Annotated in this window: 14 protein-coding genes; 1 reads left to right on the forward strand and 13 read right to left on the reverse strand. The window is 73.1% G+C overall.

From position 1 onward, the window contains the following. Positions 1-3: 3 nt before the first annotated feature. The 3 genes from ITJ44_RS16115 to ITJ44_RS04820 form a co-directional block, all read right to left on the reverse strand. Positions 4-1,830, reverse strand: a complete 1,827-nt coding sequence (locus tag ITJ44_RS16115) for a DUF4012 domain-containing protein (RefSeq protein ID WP_194633590.1) — start codon at positions 1,828-1,830, stop codon at positions 4-6. Further along, positions 1,827-2,828 (reverse strand): hypothetical protein, encoded by a 1,002-nt coding sequence (locus tag ITJ44_RS04815; RefSeq protein WP_370551618.1) that lies wholly within the window; start codon positions 2,826-2,828, stop codon positions 1,827-1,829. Before ITJ44_RS04815 ends, ITJ44_RS16115 begins: the two co-directional genes overlap by 4 nt. 302 nt (positions 2,829-3,130) lie before the next feature. Further along, a complete protein-coding gene (locus ITJ44_RS04820) occupies positions 3,131-4,525 on the reverse strand; it encodes a polysaccharide biosynthesis tyrosine autokinase (RefSeq protein WP_194633591.1) in 1,395 nt (464 codons plus the stop codon). A 162-nt stretch (positions 4,526-4,687) separates the two neighbouring features. Here ITJ44_RS04820 and ITJ44_RS04825 point away from each other — a divergent pair, with 162 nt between their 5' ends. After that, entirely contained in the window at positions 4,688-4,846 is a 159-nt protein-coding gene (locus ITJ44_RS04825) for a hypothetical protein (protein WP_194633592.1), read from the forward strand. 32 nt (positions 4,847-4,878) lie between these two features. Here ITJ44_RS04825 and ITJ44_RS04830 read toward each other — a convergent pair whose 3' ends face one another. From ITJ44_RS04830 to ITJ44_RS04875, 10 genes are all read right to left on the reverse strand, one after another. Continuing rightward, positions 4,879-5,553 (reverse strand): thymidine kinase, encoded by a 675-nt coding sequence (locus tag ITJ44_RS04830; RefSeq protein ID WP_043584435.1) that lies wholly within the window; start codon positions 5,551-5,553, stop codon positions 4,879-4,881. Next, positions 5,554-6,261, reverse strand: a complete 708-nt coding sequence (locus ITJ44_RS04835) for a DNA-binding response regulator (protein WP_194633593.1) — start codon at positions 6,259-6,261, stop codon at positions 5,554-5,556. A 73-nt stretch (positions 6,262-6,334) separates the two neighbouring features. Further along, the gene (locus tag ITJ44_RS04840; protein WP_194633594.1) at positions 6,335-7,519 is read right to left on the reverse strand and encodes an Rv2578c family radical SAM protein; all 1,185 of its coding nucleotides are present in this window, start codon (positions 7,517-7,519) and stop codon (positions 6,335-6,337) included. 62 nt (positions 7,520-7,581) lie between these two features. Further along, on the reverse strand, positions 7,582-9,060 hold the full coding sequence (locus tag ITJ44_RS04845; protein ID WP_194633595.1) for a malate:quinone oxidoreductase: 1,479 nt from the start codon (positions 9,058-9,060) through the stop codon (positions 7,582-7,584). Between the two features lie 86 nt (positions 9,061-9,146). After that, the gene (locus ITJ44_RS04850; RefSeq protein WP_194633596.1) at positions 9,147-10,241 is read right to left on the reverse strand and encodes an aspartate-semialdehyde dehydrogenase; all 1,095 of its coding nucleotides are present in this window, start codon (positions 10,239-10,241) and stop codon (positions 9,147-9,149) included. Positions 10,242-10,300: 59 nt separating this feature from the next. Continuing rightward, positions 10,301-11,566, reverse strand: coding sequence for an aspartate kinase (locus ITJ44_RS04855; RefSeq protein WP_015489607.1), 1,266 nt, complete (start codon positions 11,564-11,566; stop codon positions 10,301-10,303). A gap of 97 nt (positions 11,567-11,663) precedes the next feature. Then, on the reverse strand, positions 11,664-12,263 hold the full coding sequence (gene recR / locus ITJ44_RS04860) for a recombination mediator RecR (RefSeq protein ID WP_012297640.1): 600 nt from the start codon (positions 12,261-12,263) through the stop codon (positions 11,664-11,666). A 6-nt stretch (positions 12,264-12,269) separates the two neighbouring features. Further along, positions 12,270-14,795 carry a DNA polymerase III subunit gamma and tau gene (locus ITJ44_RS04865; protein WP_194633597.1) on the reverse strand — a complete coding sequence of 842 codons (2,526 nt, stop codon included), beginning with the start codon at positions 14,793-14,795 and terminating at the stop codon, positions 12,270-12,272. A gap of 44 nt (positions 14,796-14,839) precedes the next feature. Continuing rightward, a complete protein-coding gene (locus ITJ44_RS04870) occupies positions 14,840-16,051 on the reverse strand; it encodes an HTTM domain-containing protein (RefSeq protein ID WP_194633598.1) in 1,212 nt (403 codons plus the stop codon). Next, positions 16,048-16,920, reverse strand: coding sequence for a DUF5819 family protein (locus ITJ44_RS04875; RefSeq protein WP_194633599.1), 873 nt, complete (start codon positions 16,918-16,920; stop codon positions 16,048-16,050). The genes ITJ44_RS04870 and ITJ44_RS04875 overlap by 4 nt, the downstream gene beginning before the upstream one ends. Between the last annotated feature and the right edge of the window lie 34 nt (positions 16,921-16,954).

Genomic DNA, 16,954 nt, shown 5'->3' on the forward strand with positions numbered 1-16,954 from the left:
AGACTACTGGGAATCGCTGCACGACAGGGAGCGGAACTCTGTCGCGATCGTGTCAATTACCGGGGTGGTCACGATCGAGAGCGGCGTGTCGGGCTTTTTGTCCCCCAGTGTGTCCACTGAGATGCGGACCTGCTGGCCGGGCGTCAGCGTCACCTCGACCTGCGCGACAGCCCGCCCGCCCACGATCTCCGGCTGGAACTGCGTCTCCTTGTCGTCGATGCGCACGCGCAGCGGCACCGTGCCGGGTGGTCCGTACACGGCCACACGGGTCTTGATGTCGCCGGGCGGCACGCCGTAGACCCCGCCGCCCGTGACCACGAAGGGCAGGGTGGCCGCGTCGGCCGGTGCGGTGGATCCGAGGATCACCTCGGTGCGGTAGTCCGGCCGGCCGTCGTCCCGGCACATGGCCATCGCGAGCGTGGTCTTGAGCGAGAGGTAGTAGTCCATCTTCGCGCCGGTCGCGTCGTTGAGGAACACGCCGAAGGCGGTCGACTCGTCGTTGTCGGCGGGCAGCGAGCCCTGGAACGTGGTGCCCGCGAGGGTCGCCTGCTCGTCGGCGCGCGAGTTCCAGATGAGGATGCGACGCTCCTGGGCGGCGTGCCCGAGCGCGGCGACGAGCGCGGCCGGATCCACGTCCCCGGAGGCCACCTTCGCGAACACCGAGTCGGCGACGCTCGCGAACACCGCGTCCTGGACGTCCGGGTTGGGGTACCGGATGTACACGTCGTGCAGGAGCAGGTCGACGGCGTCGTCGGAGCGGAGCACGTCGCCGGTCGCGAGCGTGATGGGGCCGGTGGCCTCGAGCAGGTACGAGAGAGCGACCGGGTCGATGCTGATCACGCCGTCGACGGCGTCGCCGTGCTTGAGCCGCCACATCTCGGCGGCGAGCGGCGCGGCCTGCGGGAACTCGGGCGTCAGCGTGACGTCCTGCATGTAGCGCCCCGTGATGGTCCCGTAGAGGCCCGCGGTCTGGGGATCCAGGGGCAGGGCCGGCTCCGCGAGGCGCGGGAAGGCGCGCGCCGAGTCCTGGCCGGTGAGCGAGAACGCGCCGCCGCCCGTGCGCACGAGCGCGAGCGCGCCCGGGATGCCGCCCGTGGAGCGGACCTCGGCGTTGTTCTGGAACATGAGCAGGTAGCTGCGGTCGCCATCGGCCCCGAGCATGGCGGGCGCGAGGTCGGTGACGTGGCGCACGACGGCCAGCGTCTCGGCGGCCTTCCCGACCGTCTCCTTCAGGCGCGCGACCGCGTCGGCGACCGGCCGGATCGTGCTGCCGGTGTCGATGTCCGTCACGTCGGTCAGCGCCGCGTCGAGCGCGTCGTCGGCCTGGCGGACGGGGACCTGCGCGGCCACGATGGGATCGAGGTCGAGCTTCCCGTCCTTCGGCGTGAGGCTCGCGACGTCGATCGTGCCGGCGATGCCGACCACGGGCTGCAACGCGTCCCCGCCGATGCGGTCGACGATCCCGGAGATCTCCCGGAACGCGCGCAGGTTCGGACCCACGAACGGCACGTGCTCGGTGACGGCCCAGACCGGATCGCCCGTGAGCGACACCGCGCGCGCGGAGTGGTCGCGCAGCTGCGCGACGTTCGCGGAGGCTCCCGCCGAGTCGCCGGCGAGGAGGTCGCGCTGGACGGAGGACGCGAGCGGCACCGCCTGCTCGAGCTCGCCACGGGCGAGGAGGGCGCGGGCGGCGACCCACGCGATCCAGAGGACGAGGACGACGGCGATCGCGGCGCCGGCGACGACGAGGACGCGACGGCGCGTCCAGGGGCGCCGCGCACGGCGCCGGCGCCTCCGCGGCGGCTGCGCGACGGCGGTCGCGGAGGTCACCAGGTGGTCCCGCCGTCGGTGGAGATGCTGACGGCGTCGCCGGTCAGGAGCCAGACGTCGCGGCCCGCGGCCGAGATGGCGACGGAACCGCTGGTGGGCACCGCGGCCGCGCAGCCGAGGACGCTCACGGCACCCGAGGCGGGGACGATGCGGCCCACGCTCGTGCCCGCGCAGGATCCGGCCGTGCCGGCGGTGAGGATGCCGTCCGCGCCGAGGGCGAGCGCGAGGACGCCCGGGGCGTCGACCCGTCGGAAGTCGCCGCTGCCCGAGCGGACGTGCAGCGCGCCCGAGCCGCAGAGCACCGCGGCGGCCTGACCGCTGTCGACGACCTGGACGGCGTCGTCGCAGGGAGCGTCCCGGGGGCCCTGGACGAGCTGCACGGTGGCGGGCTTCGCCGGATCGACGTACGCCGTCGTCGCCGTGAGCGCCGGCGCATCGCGCCAGAACTCGCCACCCGTGAAGCTCTGGAGCGTCGTGCGGGTGCACGCCGCGGTCACGTCGGCGACGATGCTGCCGACGTCCGGGCTCTCCACCTGGAGCGCGAGGATCCTGCGCGCGTCGAATGAGCCCGTGGAGCGGGTGTCCCAGGTGCGTCCTTCGTCGATGGTGGTCTGGATCCGGGCGGGCTCGCCCGTGCAGGAGCCGCCCGTGGTGCGCCAGGCGACCTCGGCGTTCCCCGCGGCGAGGAAGACCGTCGGGGCCGCCACCGTCGCGGTCGGCGCGGCGCTCGGGGAGGGCGTGGGGGTCGCGGCGGCGTCGGCGCTGGTGCCGGTGCTGGTGCTGGTGGCCGACGGCGCGGGGGCCGCCGTGCCGGCCTCGGTCGATCCGCCGCCGGTGCGGGTGACCGCGGCCGAGACGAGGATCAGGTCGATGACGAGGAAGGCGACCACCCCGGTCACGCCGATGCCGGGGATGAGGCGACCCAGCGACGGACGACGACGCCGTGCGCGTCCCGTGACGGCCATCGGCTTGCGGCCGTCGGGTGCCGGCCTAGCCACGCGAGGCTCCCGCGGGTCGAGGGGCGCGGTGGGCGGACGGGCGTCGTGGCAGGTGGCGCGATGGCGCCTCGGCGTGAGCCGACATGGTGTCTCCCGGTGTGGCTGGCATCGTGCGGCGCGCGGGCCGCCCACCCTCGCGGGCGGCCGGGACCGGCCCACGCCCCGGGACGAGCCGAGACCCGCTCCTCCGGTGGAGCACGGCCCCCGGTCCGCGCAACGGGAGATGCGGGTCGAGCGGTGGTGTCACCCGGATCGTACAGGCCCCGGCCCGGGCAGCCGCGACGACACGGACCGGCGGCCGGTCAGGGAGCGGCGGGGCTCGTGGTGTCTGCGCTTTCGGGGCGCACGTACGAGTAGCCGTACTGGCCGTACCCGTACGCGTCCGGGCCCTTGGTCGGGAGCATCGTCAGCACCACGCCCAGGACCTCGGCGCCGACGCTGTTCAGCGACTCGATGGCCGCGTGCACCTGGCCCCGGTGGGCGCGTCCGGACGACACCACGAGGATCGCGCCACCCGCGCTCTTCGACAGCACGGCGCTGTCGGTGACGGGGAGCAGCGGCGGCGCGTCGATGAGCACCGTGTCGAACTCCGCCTCCAGCTCCTTGAGGAGCGTGACCATGGTGCGCGATCCGAGCAGCTCGCTCGGGTTCGGCGGGATCTGCCCGGCCGGCAGCACGAACATGTTGCGGTTGCCCCACGGCTGCAGCACGTCCTTGAGCTCCGCGCGGCCGATGAGCACGTCGGTGAGACCGACGGCGCCCTCGAGCCCGAGGTAGGACGCGAGCTTGGGTCGGCGCAGGTCGGCGTCGATGACCGCGACCCGTGCGCCCGCGTCGCTCAGGGCGATGGCGAGGTTGGCGCTGGTGGTCGACTTGCCCTCCGACTCGACCGCGCTCGTGATGACGAAGCTCCGCGCGCGACCGCCGAAGTCGAGGAACTGCAGGTTCGTGCGCAGGCTCCGGAAGGACTCGGCGCGCGGACTGCGCGGATCCGACTGCACGATGAGCGGCCGTTCCTTGGCCTTCGGGTCGAAGGCGATGCCGCCGAGGATGGGCGCGTGGGTGACGAGGCGCAGGTCGCGCTCCCCGCGGATGCGCGTGTCGAGCGTCGCCCGCAGCACGGCGGCGGCGACGCCGAGCGCGAGCCCGATGAGCCCGCCCAGCGCGAGGTTCAGCGGGATCTGCGGGGACACGGGCGACGCCGGGATGCGGGCCTCCTGCAGGGTGGTGATCTTCACCTGCGGCTGCCCGTTCGCGTCGAGCGGCGTCAGCTCGGCGACGACGTCGGTGAAGCTCTTCGCCACCGCGTTGGCGATGGTGGCGGCCGCCTCGGCCTGCTCGTCCTCGACGGAGATCTGGATGATGACGGTGTCGGCCGCCGCGGTCGCGGTGATCTTCGGCGCCAGCGACTCGGCCGTCGCGTCGAGCCCCAGCTGGGCGATGACCGGCTCGAGCACCACGGGCGTCGCCACCACGTCGGCGTAGCTCTTGACCGCCTGCTGCGTGAACGTGCTGCCCTGGCTCAGGTCCTGCACGGTGCCGGCCGACTGCGTCGAGACGAACACCTTGGACGATGCCCGGTACTCGGGCGTCTGCACGAGCGAGTAGCCGGCTGCGGCCCCCACGCCGAGCAGCAGCACCAGCAGGATGAGGACCCACGAACGTCGCAGGATCCGGATGTATTCACGCAGTTCCACAGGCGATCCCCCTCGTCGATGGAGCGCCCCCCAGCGGCGCCCGAGCCCCATGCTCCCACAGCCGCGGACCGGGTCCGGTTCCCCGGTGCGGGGAATGACGCCCCGCGGATGACGCCCCAGCATCTGGGGCGGCCGCTCGGCACGGCGATCGGTCTAGCGTTGATGAGCGGTCAGACCACCCACCTGCCCGACGCGCACCGCCCACCCGGAGACGAGGTCCGCCCGCCCATGCCCGACGTCTGCGTCGCCCTCGTGCCGGTCGCCACCCTGCTGGTCACGGGGGCGCTCACCGCCTACGGCCTCCGCTTCCTGCGCGACTGACGACAGGGGCGACCCCGTGCCCCTCGGCCCGGTCAGGCGAAATCGGCGTCGGGCCCGGCCGGGTAGCCGAACGCCGACGCGGACGCCTCCACGGGCCGCCCGCTCGTCAGCACTCCCCCGCTCTCCGCGAGGTAGCAGGCGCCGCAGAGCGACATGTACGTGACGTCCTCGCCGTCGATGGCGACCTGGTCCCCGGCGAAGATGAAGCGCTCGCCGACCTGGCGCGCGTTGAAGACGGCCTTGCGGCCGCAGCGGCAGATGGTCTTCATCTCCTCCAGGCTGTGCGCGATCTCCAGCAGCCGACGACTGCCCGGGAACGCCACCGTCTGGAAGTCGGTGCGGATCCCGTAGGCGATGACCGGGACGTCCTGCAGGATCGCGATCCGGAGCAGGTCGTCCACCTGCGACTCGCGGAGGAACTGCGCCTCGTCGACGAGGAGGCACGCCGTCGGGCCGCCCTTCTCCTGCAGCACGCGCTCGCGGTGGATCCCGAACTCCTGCCAGACGTCGGCGTCCGGCTCGAGCAGGAAGTCCACCGGACGACGGACACCGAGACGGGACACGATGTCGCGGTCGCCCTTGGTGTCGATCACGGGCTTCGTGAGCAGCACGTGCTGCCCGCGCTCCTCGTAGTTGTAGGCGGCCTGGAGCATCGAGGTGCTCTTGCCGCTGTTCATCGCACCGAAACGGAAGTAGAGCTTGGCCATCTACCGAAGGTAGCCGTCCTCGGTGGCGCGATCGATCAGGTCGGTCCGACGACCCGCGATCCTCCCGACGAGGCGGTACTTCGCCCGGACGCGACGGAGGTAGGTCTTCGCGGTCTCGTACTGCACGTTCATCGCCGTCGCCACGGCCTGCGTCGACCGGCCGGTCACGTAGAGGCGGAGGGCCTGCTCCTCGCCCTGGCTGAGGCGCGGGCTCGCGAAGGCGTGCGCCGCGCGCCCCTCCTCCTCGCGCGTCGTGTCGTCGTCCCGCCTCCGCGCGGATCGCGCGCCGGCCGCGACCGCGCGGACAGCGGCCACGATGTCCGCCGCGGGCACGGGCCCGGCCAGCAGCGCCGCGGCACCGGCCTCGACCACGCGACGGCGAACGCCGTCCGCGCCCGACCGCGACAGCACCACGACGGCCGCTCCGGCCGCACGACAGGAGCGGATGCGGCCCTCGAGGCTGACCGCGTCGGCGAGGTCGTAGTCGACGACCACGACGTCCGTCGGGAAGCGCGGCGAGCGCACCAGCTGGAGCCAGCCGGTCGTGCTGACCACGACGTCGATCTCGGGAGCCAGGCGGCGGAGGATCGCGCAGACCTCGTCCAGCGCGGACTCGTGGCCCATGAGCACGCCGACGCGCGCGGGCTGCGGCGACGACCGTCGGGAGGCGTCGCGCGCGCCCGCCCCGGGGTCGCGCGCGCTGGTCATCTCAGAACCATAGCCAGGGGGCGCGTCGGCGCGTCGCACGGGGGCGTGGGTGGACACGTCCGCGCCCCCGTCGTCAGAACAGGGTGGCCTGCGTCGCGGTCGCCGCCGGCAGGGCGGCCGCGACCAGCGGCCCGGGAGTCGGCGCCTGCGTCCAGCTGCCGCGACCGCGAGCCGTGGTCGCACGGCTGTCCGCGCCCTCCTGGCTCCACCCGGGACGCGGCCGGCCGCCGATCGGCGCGCGGGCTCCGTCGAGGCCGGGCAGGTCGGCGCGCGACAGGACCCCGCCGGTGCGGGGGTCCACCCGACCACCGCCGAGCCCGTGGCGGCGCACCAGCGGGTCCATGCGCGCCTTCAGCCACGACCGGTAGGCCTGCGGGGCGTACGCACCGCGCGCGTAGAGGTCGAGGTAGCGGCCCACGAGATCCGGTCGCTCGCGCTCGAGCCACTGGAGGTACCACTCCTTCACGCCGGGCTTCAGGTAGAGCGCGGAGTAGAGGACGCGCGTACCGCCGGCCTCCCGGATGCGGGTGAGCGCGTGCTCGAGGTGCTCGACGGAGTCCGTGAGCATCGGGAGGATCGGCATCATGAACACGGTGCAGTCCATGCCCGCCTCGCGGATGGCCGTGACCGTCGCGAGGCGCGCCGCGGTCGTGGGCGTGCCGGGCTCCACCGACTGCTGCAGCTCGTCGTCGAGCACGGCGATGCTCATCGCGAGGTCCACCGGGACGCTCGTGGCCGCCTCGGCCAGCAGCGGGAGGTCGCGGCGCAGGAGCGTGCCCTTGGTGAGGATCGACAGGGGCGTGCCCGACGACGCGAGCGCCGCGATGATGCCGGGCATGAGCGCGTACCGACCCTCGGCGCGCTGGTAGGGATCCGTGTTGGTGCCGAGCGCCACCGCGTCGTGCGTCCACGTGGGCTTCGCCAGCTCGCGCGCCAGCACCTCGGCGACGTTGACCTTCACGATGATCTGGTCGTCGAAGTCGCGGCCCCCGTCGAGGTCGAGGTACTCGTGCGTGGGCCGCGCGAAGCAGTAGACGCAGGCGTGCGTGCATCCGCGGTAGGGATTGATGGTCCAGCCGTACGGCATGACCTTCGACTCCCCCGGCACGCGGTTGAGGGCCGACTTGGCGAGCACCTCGTGGAACGTCACGCCCTGGAACTCCGGGGTGCGCACGCTCTGCACGAGGTTGCTCAGGCGGGCGAGCCCGGGCAGCGCGTCCGCGCTCGCGTCGGACAGCCTCTGCGCGCTCCATCTCATGCGCCCATTCGAACACGGTTTCGAATGGAGCGCGACCGGGCGGCCTCGGCCGCCCGTCCGCGTCAGAGCTGGAGCTCGAGGACCTCTGCGGTCTCCTGGATGATCTTCGGGGTCTTCTTGGGGTCGGACGCCACGAGGGTGCCGTAGTTCGGGATCATGCGCCGGAGCGGCTTCTTCCATCCGTCGATGCGGTCGGGGAAGCAGCGCTCGAGGACGTCGAGCATGATCGGGACCGCCGTGGACGCACCGGGCGACGCGCCGAGGAGGCCGGCGATGCTCCCGTCGGACGCCGCGACGACCTCGGTGCCGAACTGCAGGACCCCGCCCTTCTGCGCGTCCTTCTTCATGACCTGGACGCGCTGGCCCGCGGTGACCTGGTACCAGTCCTTCGGGTCGGCCGTGGGCATGAACTCGCGGAGCGCGTCGAACTTCGTCTCCTTCGAGGCGATGAGCTGGCTGACGAGGTACTTGATGAGGCTCAGGTTGTCCTTCGCGACGGCCAGCATCGGGATGATGTTGTGCGGCCGGATCGACGTGAACAGGTCGAGCAGGGAGCCCTTCTTGAGGAAGCGCGGGCTGAAGCCGGCGTAGGGCCCGAAGAGGAGCGAGGTCTCGCCGCCGACGACGCGCGTGTCGAGGTGCGGCACGGACATGGGCGGGGAGCCGATGGCGGCCTTCCCGTAGACCTTCGCCCGGTGCTTGGCGACGATCTCGGGATCGTCGGTGCGGAACCACTCGCCGCTGATGGGGAACCCGCCGAAGCCCTTGATCTCGGGGATGCCGGACTTCTGCAGCAGGTGCAGCGCACCGCCACCCGCGCCGATGAAGACGAACTTGGCGTCCACCTCCACGGTCGAGCGGCCGACGTCGTTGCGGATGCGGAGGTGCCAGGTGCCGTCGGGGTTCTTCGACAGGCCGCGGACCTCGTGGTTGAGGTGGAGGGCCGCGCCGTGCTCCGTCAGGTAGTCGATGAGCTTGTTGGTGAGCGCGCCGAAGTCGACGTCGGTGCCGCCCTCGAAGCGCGTGGCCGCGATGACCTCGTCCTTCTCGCGCTGGAGCACGAGGAGCGGGGCCCAGGAGTGGATGACCGCCGGGTCCTCCGAGTACTCCATCGCCTCGAAGAGCGGGTGGGCGCGCATCGCGTCGAAGCGACGGCGCAGGTACGCGGCGTTCTCCGTGCCGCGCACGAAGGTCATGTGCGGAGTGGGGTTGATGAACTCCTTGGGCTCCGGCACAGCGCCCGCCGTGACGAGGTGGGCCCAGAACTGGCGGGAGAGCTGGAACTGCTCGTTGATGCGGGTGGCGGACCCGATCTCGATCTTCCCGTCCTTCTCCGGCGTGTAGTTGAGCTCGCAGAGGGCGGCGTGGCCCGTGCCCGCGTTGTTCCACGGGTTGCTCGACTCCATGGCGACCTCGCCGAGGCGCTCGAAGATCTGGATGGTCCAGTCGGGCTCGAGCTGCTTGATGAGGCTGCCGAGCGTCGCGCTCATGATGCCCCCGCCGACGAGGACGACGTCTACCGGTTCCGCTGTATCGCTCACCGGATCAGTGTACGCCCGCCCTCCCGCGCCCCTCCGGGACGGCCGTCGGTGGTACGGCCACCCTCACGAACGCCACGGGGGAGGGATCAGCGGCGGGCCGCGACGACCTCGGCGATCTGCACGGCGTTGAGCGCGGCGCCCTTGCGGAGGTTGTCGTTGCTGATGAACAGGGCGAGGCCGCGGCCATCCGGCGCGCCCTCGTCGGCGCGGATCCGGCCGACGTAGCTGGGGTCGGTGCCCGCGGCCTGGAGCGGCGTGGGGATGTCGGACAGCTCGACGCCCGGCGCGGTGGACAGCAGCTCGATGGCGCGCGCGACGCTCAGGGGCGACGCGAACTCGGCGTTGACCGACAGCGAGTGGCCCGTGAACACGGGCACGCGGACGCACGTTCCGCTCACGAGGAGGTCCGGCAGCCCGAGGATCTTGCGGCTCTCGTTGCGGAGCTTCTTCTCCTCGTCGGTCTCGAAGAGGCCGTCGTCGACGATGCTGCCGGCGAGCGGGATCACGTCGAACGCGATGGGGCGCTGGTACACGGCGGGCTCGGGGAGCGCGACGGCGCGACCGTCGTGGACGAGGCGGCGGAGCGCCTCGGGGCCCGCGGCGACGGCGGCCTCGGCCTGGCCCGCGAGCTCCTCCGCGCCGACGAGGCCGGACCCGGAGACGGCCTGGTAGGTGCTGACGACCAGGCGGGTGAGCCCGGCCTCCTCGTGCAGCACCTTGAGCACGGGCATCGCGGCCATGGTGGTGCAGTTCGGGTTCGCGATGATGCCGCGGCGGGCGTCGTCGATGGCCTCCGGGTTGACCTCGGAGACGACGAGCGGCACCTCGGGGTCCATGCGCCAAGCGCTGGAGTTGTCGATCACGAGCACGCCCGCCTCGGCGAAGCGGGGCGCCTGCGCGCGCGAGGTGGTGGCGCCCGCGGAGAAGAGCGCGATGTCGAGGCCCGTGGGATCGGCGGTCGCCGCGTCCTCCACGACGACGTCGCGGCCGGCGAACGGCAGCGTCGTGCCGGCCGAGCGGGCCGAGGCGAAGAAGCGGATCTCGGCGACGGGGAACGCGCGCTCCTCGAGCAGGCGGCGCATGACCGCGCCGACCTGGCCGGTGGCGCCGACGACGCCGACGCGGAGGCCGGGGGTCTCCGGGACGGGGGCGGCGGGTCCGGCGGGTGCGGTGTCGGTCACGGGTGTCTCCTCCTGCGGTGCGCGGGCGTGCGCGGGCGTGCGGGTCGGGCGGGTGCGGGTCAGCGGCCGGTGCCGGCGTGGACGACGGCGACGTCGTCCGCGTCGAGCCCGAAGGCGTGGTGGACGACGCGCACGGCCTCGTCGATGGTGTCGGCGCGCGTGACGACCGAGATGCGGATCTCGCTGGTGGAGATCATCTCGATGTTGATGCCGGCCTCCGACAGCGCGGTGAACAGCTGCGCCGAGACGCCCGCGTTGGTGCGCATGCCGGCGCCGACGAGCGCGAGCTTGCCGATCTGGTCGTCGTGCTGGAGGCCGGTGAACCCGACCTCGTCCTTCTCGGCGGCGAGCACCGTGAGGACCCGCTGCGCGTCCGACTTCGGGAGCGTGAACGAGATGTCGGTGAGGCTCGTGGCGGCGGCCGACACGTTCTGCACGATCATGTCGATGTTCGCGCCGGTCTTGGCGACGATGGTGAAGATCTGCGCGGCCTTGCCCGGCACGTCGGGGACGCCGACCACCGTGACCTTGGCCTCGCTGAGGTCGGCGGCGACGCCGACGATGACGGGCTCTTCCACATTCTCTCCATCCGTGGGGTTGTAGACGATGGTGCCCTCGTTGTGCGTGAACGAGGAGCGGACGTGCAGCAGGACGCCGTGCCGGCGGGCGTACTCGACGGCGCGGATGTAGAGGACCTTCGCGCCGGAGGCCGCGAGCTCGAGCATCTCCTCGCTCGTGATCCGGTCGATCTTGCGGGCGAGCGGCACGACGCGCGGGTCGGCCGTGAAGATGCCGTCGACGTCCGTGTAGATCTCGCAGACGTCGGCGCCGAGGGCCGCGGCGAGCGCGACCGCCGTGGTGTCGGATCCGCCGCGGCCGAGCGTGGTGATGTCGCCCGTGCCGCGGTTGAAGCCCTGGAAGCCGGCGACGATGGCGATGGCGCCCTCGCCGAGTGCGTCGCGGACCCGGCCGGGGGTGACGTCGACGATGCGGGCGGCGCCGTGCTGCGCGTCGGTGATCATGCCGGCCTGGCTGCCCGTGAACGAGCGGGCGTCGTAGCCCATGCTCTTGATGGCCATGGCGAGCAGCGCCATGGAGATGCGCTCGCCCGCGGTGAGGAGCATGTCCAGCTCGCGCGGCGCGGGGATGGGGGTGACCTCGTGCGCGAGATCGAGCAGCTCGTCCGTGGAGTCGCCCATGGCGGAGACGGCGACGACCACGTCGTTGCCGGCCTTGCGCGTGGCGACGATGCGCTTCGCGACGCGCTTGATGCTCTCGGCATCGGCCACCGACGATCCGCCGAACTTCTGCACGATGAGGCTCACGGGCGACTCCTGGGGTTCGGGTGGGCGCGGGCGGCCCGGCTCACGATCATATGGGGGCGGCCTCCGCGGATCCGCCGCATGACGAAGGGGCGTGCGGTCACTCCCCCACGAGTCGCCGGCCCTCGAAGGCGCGGCCGAGGGTGACCTCGTCGGCGTACTCGAGGTCGCCGCCGACCGGGAGGCCGGAGGCGAGGCGCGTGACCCGGATGTCGAAGGTGGAGAGCAGCCGCGAGAGGTAGGTGGCGGTCGCCTCGCCCTCCAGGTTCGGGTCGGTGGCGATGATGACCTCGGTGACCGTGGCGTCGGCGAGGCGCTGCATGAGCTGGCGGATGCGGAGGTCGTCCGGTCCGATGCCGTCGATGGGGCTGATGGCCCCGCCGAGCACATGGTAGAGCCCGCGGAACTCGCGCGTGCGCTCGATGGCGACGACGTCCTTCGCCTCCTCGACCACGCAGATGGTGGCGGGGCTGCGACGGGGATCCCGGCAGATGCCGCAGGTCTCCTCCTCGCTGACGTTGCCGCAGATGGCGCAGAATCGCACCTTGTCGCGGACGACCGTGAGCACCTCGGCCAGCCGGGAGACGTCGAACGTCTCGGTCTGGAGGATGTGGAACGCGATGCGCTGGGCGGACTTCGGGCCGATGCCCGGCAGGCGGCCGAGCTCGTCGATCAGCTCCTGGACGATTCCCTCGTACATGCGGCGCTAGTCCTGACCTGTGGGGCGGATGGTGGGGCGGGCCTTGCGCTCGACGGGCTTCTCCTCGATGAAGCTCGCCTGCAGGATCTCGCGGACGACGGACTCGCCGTAGCGCTGCGGTGAGGCAGCGGGAGGCGCGGCCGGGGCGGCAGCGGCCGGGGCGCCGGCGGCAGCGGCCGACCGCGGCGCGGACGCGGGGGGTCGCTGCGCGGGGACGGATCGGGCGACGGGCGGTGCCGAGTCGGGCGCCGCGCCGCCCGTGGCCCAGCCGGGCTCGGCGGGGCCGAACTCGTCGGGCTCGGGCTCCTCGAAGTCGGGGACGTGCGCGTCGGGCACGACCGACGATCCGCGGGCGGGCGCGCTCGAGGCCGACGCGCGCGGGGCGTCGACCGGTGCCGCCGGGGCGACCGTGGCGGGCGCGGCAGCGGCGGGCGCGGCAGCGGCGGGCGCGGCAGCGGCGGGCGCGGGACGCTCGGGACGGGAGGCGGGCGCGCGCACCGCGGGAGCGTCGGACGCGCCGGGGTCGGACGTGGGGATGGCCACCGTGGCCCATCCGCCACCGGCCGGGGTGGTCTTCGCGGTGGTGGTCGGCTTCCCGGACGGAGCGGACGTCGCGGGCGCAGCCTGCTTCGCGGACGGGACGGGCGTCGTAGGCGCAGCCGACTGCGCGGACGGGGCCGACGCCGGGGCCGCGGGGCCGGGCGACGCGGCGGCTGTCTCGACCGTCGCGCGCGGGGCTGCCGACGTCGCGCGGGGTGCCGGCGAATCCGCGGCGTCGGGCGCCGGCGACGCGGATCCGCCGCCGGTCGGGGCCGCGGTGCCCGCGGGAGCCGCGGAACCGCCGTGCGGCTCGACGCGGGCGATGAACTTCACGCGGATGCCGAGGACGTCGAGGATGGCGGTGCGCAGGATGTCGCTGACGCCCTGTCCCGGAGCGCCGCGCTCCTTGAACCTCTCCGCGTCGTTCGCGCTGACGAAGGACAGCGTGAGCACGTCCTCCACGAGGGCGCGCGGCGTGGCGGTGACGGCGACGAGCCAGGCGCTGCGCTTGGCCTTCTCGACGGCCTCGACGACCGACGGCCAGGAATCACGGAGCTGCTCGAAGGTGACCGGGCCCACGGGCGCGGGCGGCGCGGCCGCCGCGGGCGCCTCAGCGGGGGCGGCGCTCGTCCCCGACGACGAGGGCGGGACGGGAGCGGACGCATCCGGCGCCGAGGCGGGCGCGGCGGTCTCCGTCGGCGGCGCGACAGGGGCCGGATCGGGAGCCGCGGCCGATGCCGGTGCGGCAGCGGGAGCCGCGATGACGGCGGGAGCGGGAGCGGCGACGGTCGCGGGCGGCGCAGGCGCCGGATCCGCTCCCGCATCCGCGACGCCGACCCGGCGCTCGAGGCGCTCGACCCGGGCCAGGGCGCCGCGATGCGTGTCGTCGCTCGCGGGCACGAGCACGCGAGCGACCAGCAGCTCGAGGTGGAGGCGCGGCGAGGTGGCGCCCGTCATCTCGGTGAGGGCGGCGTTGACGACGTCGGCGGCGCGGGACAGCTCGACGGCGCCGAAGGCCACGGCCTGGGCGCGCATGCGCTCGAGCTCGTCCGCCGGGGTGCCGCGGAGGACGGCGGCAGAGCCCTCCGCCGACGTGGCGCCCACGATGATGAGGTCGCGCAGGCGCTCGAGGAGGTCCTCCACGAAGCGACGCGGATCCTGACCGGTCTGGATGACCCGGTCCACGCCCGCGAAGGCGCCTGCCGCGTCGTGCCGGGCGACCGCGTCGATGACCTCGTCGAGCAGCGCCGCGTGCGTGTAGCCGAGCAGCGCCACCGCGCGCTCGTACTCCACGCTCTCGTCCTCCGAGCCGGCGATGAGCTGGTCGAGCAGGGAGAGGGTGTCGCGCACGGATCCGCCGCCGGCGCGCACCACGAGCGGCAGGACGCCGGGCGCCACCTGCACGCTCTCCTCGCGGGACAGGTGCTCCACGTAGTCGAGCATCTGCGCGGGCGGCACGAGCCGGAACGGGTAGTGGTGCGTGCGGGAGCGGATGGTGCCGATGACCTTGTCCGGCTCCGTGGTGGCGAAGATGAACTTCACGTGCTCCGGCGGCTCCTCCACGATCTTGAGCAGCGCGTTGAACCCCTGCGGCGTGACCATGTGCGCCTCGTCGAGGATGAAGATCTTGTAGCGGTCCCGCGCGGGGGCGAACACCGCGCGCTCGCGGATGTCGCGCGCGTCGTCGACGCCGTTGTGGCTCGCGGCATCGATCTCGACCACGTCGAGGGATCCGCTGCCGTCGCGGCTGAGCTCGACGCAGCTGGGGCACACGCCGCACGGGGTGTCGGTGGGGCCCTCGGCGCAGTTGAGGCAGCGCGCCAGGATGCGGGCCGACGTGGTCTTGCCGCAGCCGCGCGGGCCGCTGAACAGGTACGCGTGGTTGACGCGGTTGGTGCGGAGCGCGGTGCGCAGCGGATCCGTCACCTGCGTCTGGCCGATGAGCTCGGCGAAGTTCTCTGGCCGATAACGGCGATACAGGGCGGTGACCACGGTCCTGAGGATACCGGGCACCCCCGACCGTCCGGCCGCCGGCATCAGGTCTCGGCGGGGACCTCGGCGGGCGCGGCTGGGGAGGAGCGGCGCTCCCGCAGCGCGCGGAGCCGCCCCGGCGCCTCGGCGCGGACGCGGCGGGCGAGCGCCAGCCCCTCACGCCAGGTGGCGTCGCGGACGAAGAGGAAGTCGAGCGCGATCATCGCGAGCGAGAACGGCCAGAGGCCCAGCAGGATCCCGATCATCACGTGCATGCCCGTGATGACCAGGAGCGCGACGACGCGGGTCGGCCGCCACAGGATCAGCAGCGGGAACAGGCCCTGGAAGGCGACCGCGACGAAGCTCGCGAGCACCACGCCCACGGTCGCCTGCGCGAGCAGGTCGCTCAGCCACGGCCAGGGCCGGTAGCCGTCGATCACCAGCGAGTAGTAGGTGGCGGATCCGTCGCGCCACTCCGGCCCCTGCAGCTTGAGGATCGCGGAGTTCACGTACACGAGCATGATCTGGTACCCGCAGAGCACCAGCGCGGTGTTGTGCAGGAGCACGCGCACGAGCCGCGGGATCCGGTCAACGAGCGTCCGCGCCGCCTCGACGTGGCGCGCCGGTCGCCGGCGCACGATCCCCGCCTCGGCCGCCTCGAGCGCGCGGCGGCGCCGGACCGCGTCCAGCGACAGGTGGCGGGACAGGTCGGCGAAGAGCACGAAGAAGAGGGTGAGGCGCAGGACGGTGTCGCCGCCGTTGGTGAGCAGCGTGCTGTTGGTGGACAGGCCGATCCAGAACAGGAGGAGGAACGGGGTCACGATGCGCGTGCGCCAGCCGAGCGTGAACAGCGCGGCGAGCACCACGAGCACGAGGTACGCCAGGTCGAAGAGCGTCGCGTCGGTCTTGGAGAAGAGGCCGGTGAAGATCGGGAGCCAGCCGCGGCGGGACGCCTCGGGGTCGATGAAGCGGGATCCGACGCCCCACAGGTAGTGGCGGTCGGCGAAGCAGGTGACGAGCACCAGGAGGATCACGGCGCCGAGGGTGATGCGGAGCGCGGCGAAGCTGAAGGTGGCGTGCTCGCGCTCGGTCATCCAGGTCGCGATGCCGCGGGGCCAGCCGCGCGGCTGGCGCAGCGCCGTCAGGAGCTCGCGGTCCTGCAGCAGACGGCGGACGCGGGCGGCGCGCGCCGAGGGGACGGCCGTCGTGCGGCCGGCCCACGAACCGGCGGCCACCGACCGGGTGGTCGACGTGGGCTCCTTCGTCTTCGCGCTCATCGTCCGTACCTCTCCACGATCCCCTGGTAGACGCTCAGCGCCTGGGGGTCGATCACGTCGTCGGCCTCGCGCCACCCGAAGGTGCGCGTGGTCCTCTCGTACTGCTGCTGGTCGTCGGACCGATGGGCGAAGTCGTTCGGGCGCTCGGTCGCCACCCGCCAGCGCACGCGCTCGACGTCGCGGCCGAACCACGCCGTGGCCCAGTAGGTCGTGAACTCCTTGAGCACGTAGTCCGCGCGGAGCATCGTGATCACGCGCCCGCGGCTGCCCTCGTCGAGCGCGGAGAGCTGGTCGATGAGGGAGACGGCCGTCTTGGCCGCGAACCCCGAGTCGGTGTCGGCGCGGCGGATGAAGGTGTCCTGCACGATCACCTGCTGCTCGGGCGTGAGGCCCCGGAACCGCTCCGTGTAGGCCTTGAGCAGGTTGGCGCTCTGCTTCACGGTGCGCGAGGACTGGATCCGGCCCTCCCCCGCCGCGTACTCGGCGCGGGTGATGTCCACCCAGTCGCTCTTCACGAGGGTGCCCGAGTCGTCGCGCCACTGGGCCTGCATCTCGAGGTAGCGGTTCGTCTTCTGGATCGAGGGGGCGAACACGTTCCACTGCTGGCTGAAGTAGGGGCGCGCGGCGGCCGTGAGGGCGCGGGTGGCGCCGTCCTGCGGGACGACCATGAGGATCGAGGTGGCCACGTAGATCACGACGACGAGGGCCGCGATCGCCGTGCCGATGCGGGCGGCGCGCGTGAGGCCGGGCGGGGCGGGATCCGCGGTCGGCAAGGTCGGCGGCGTGGCGGTGGCGTCCGCGTCGGGGACGGCGTCATCGACCTCGGCGTCGGTGTCGACGTCCGGGTCGTGGTGGGTCGTGTCGGTCATCGTGAGCCGTCCCCCTGGTGCGTCGGGTGGGTCT

Origin of the sequence: Clavibacter sp. VKM Ac-2873, from assembly GCF_015351075.1 — a bacterium.
Lineage (GTDB): Bacteria > Actinomycetota > Actinomycetes > Actinomycetales > Microbacteriaceae > Clavibacter.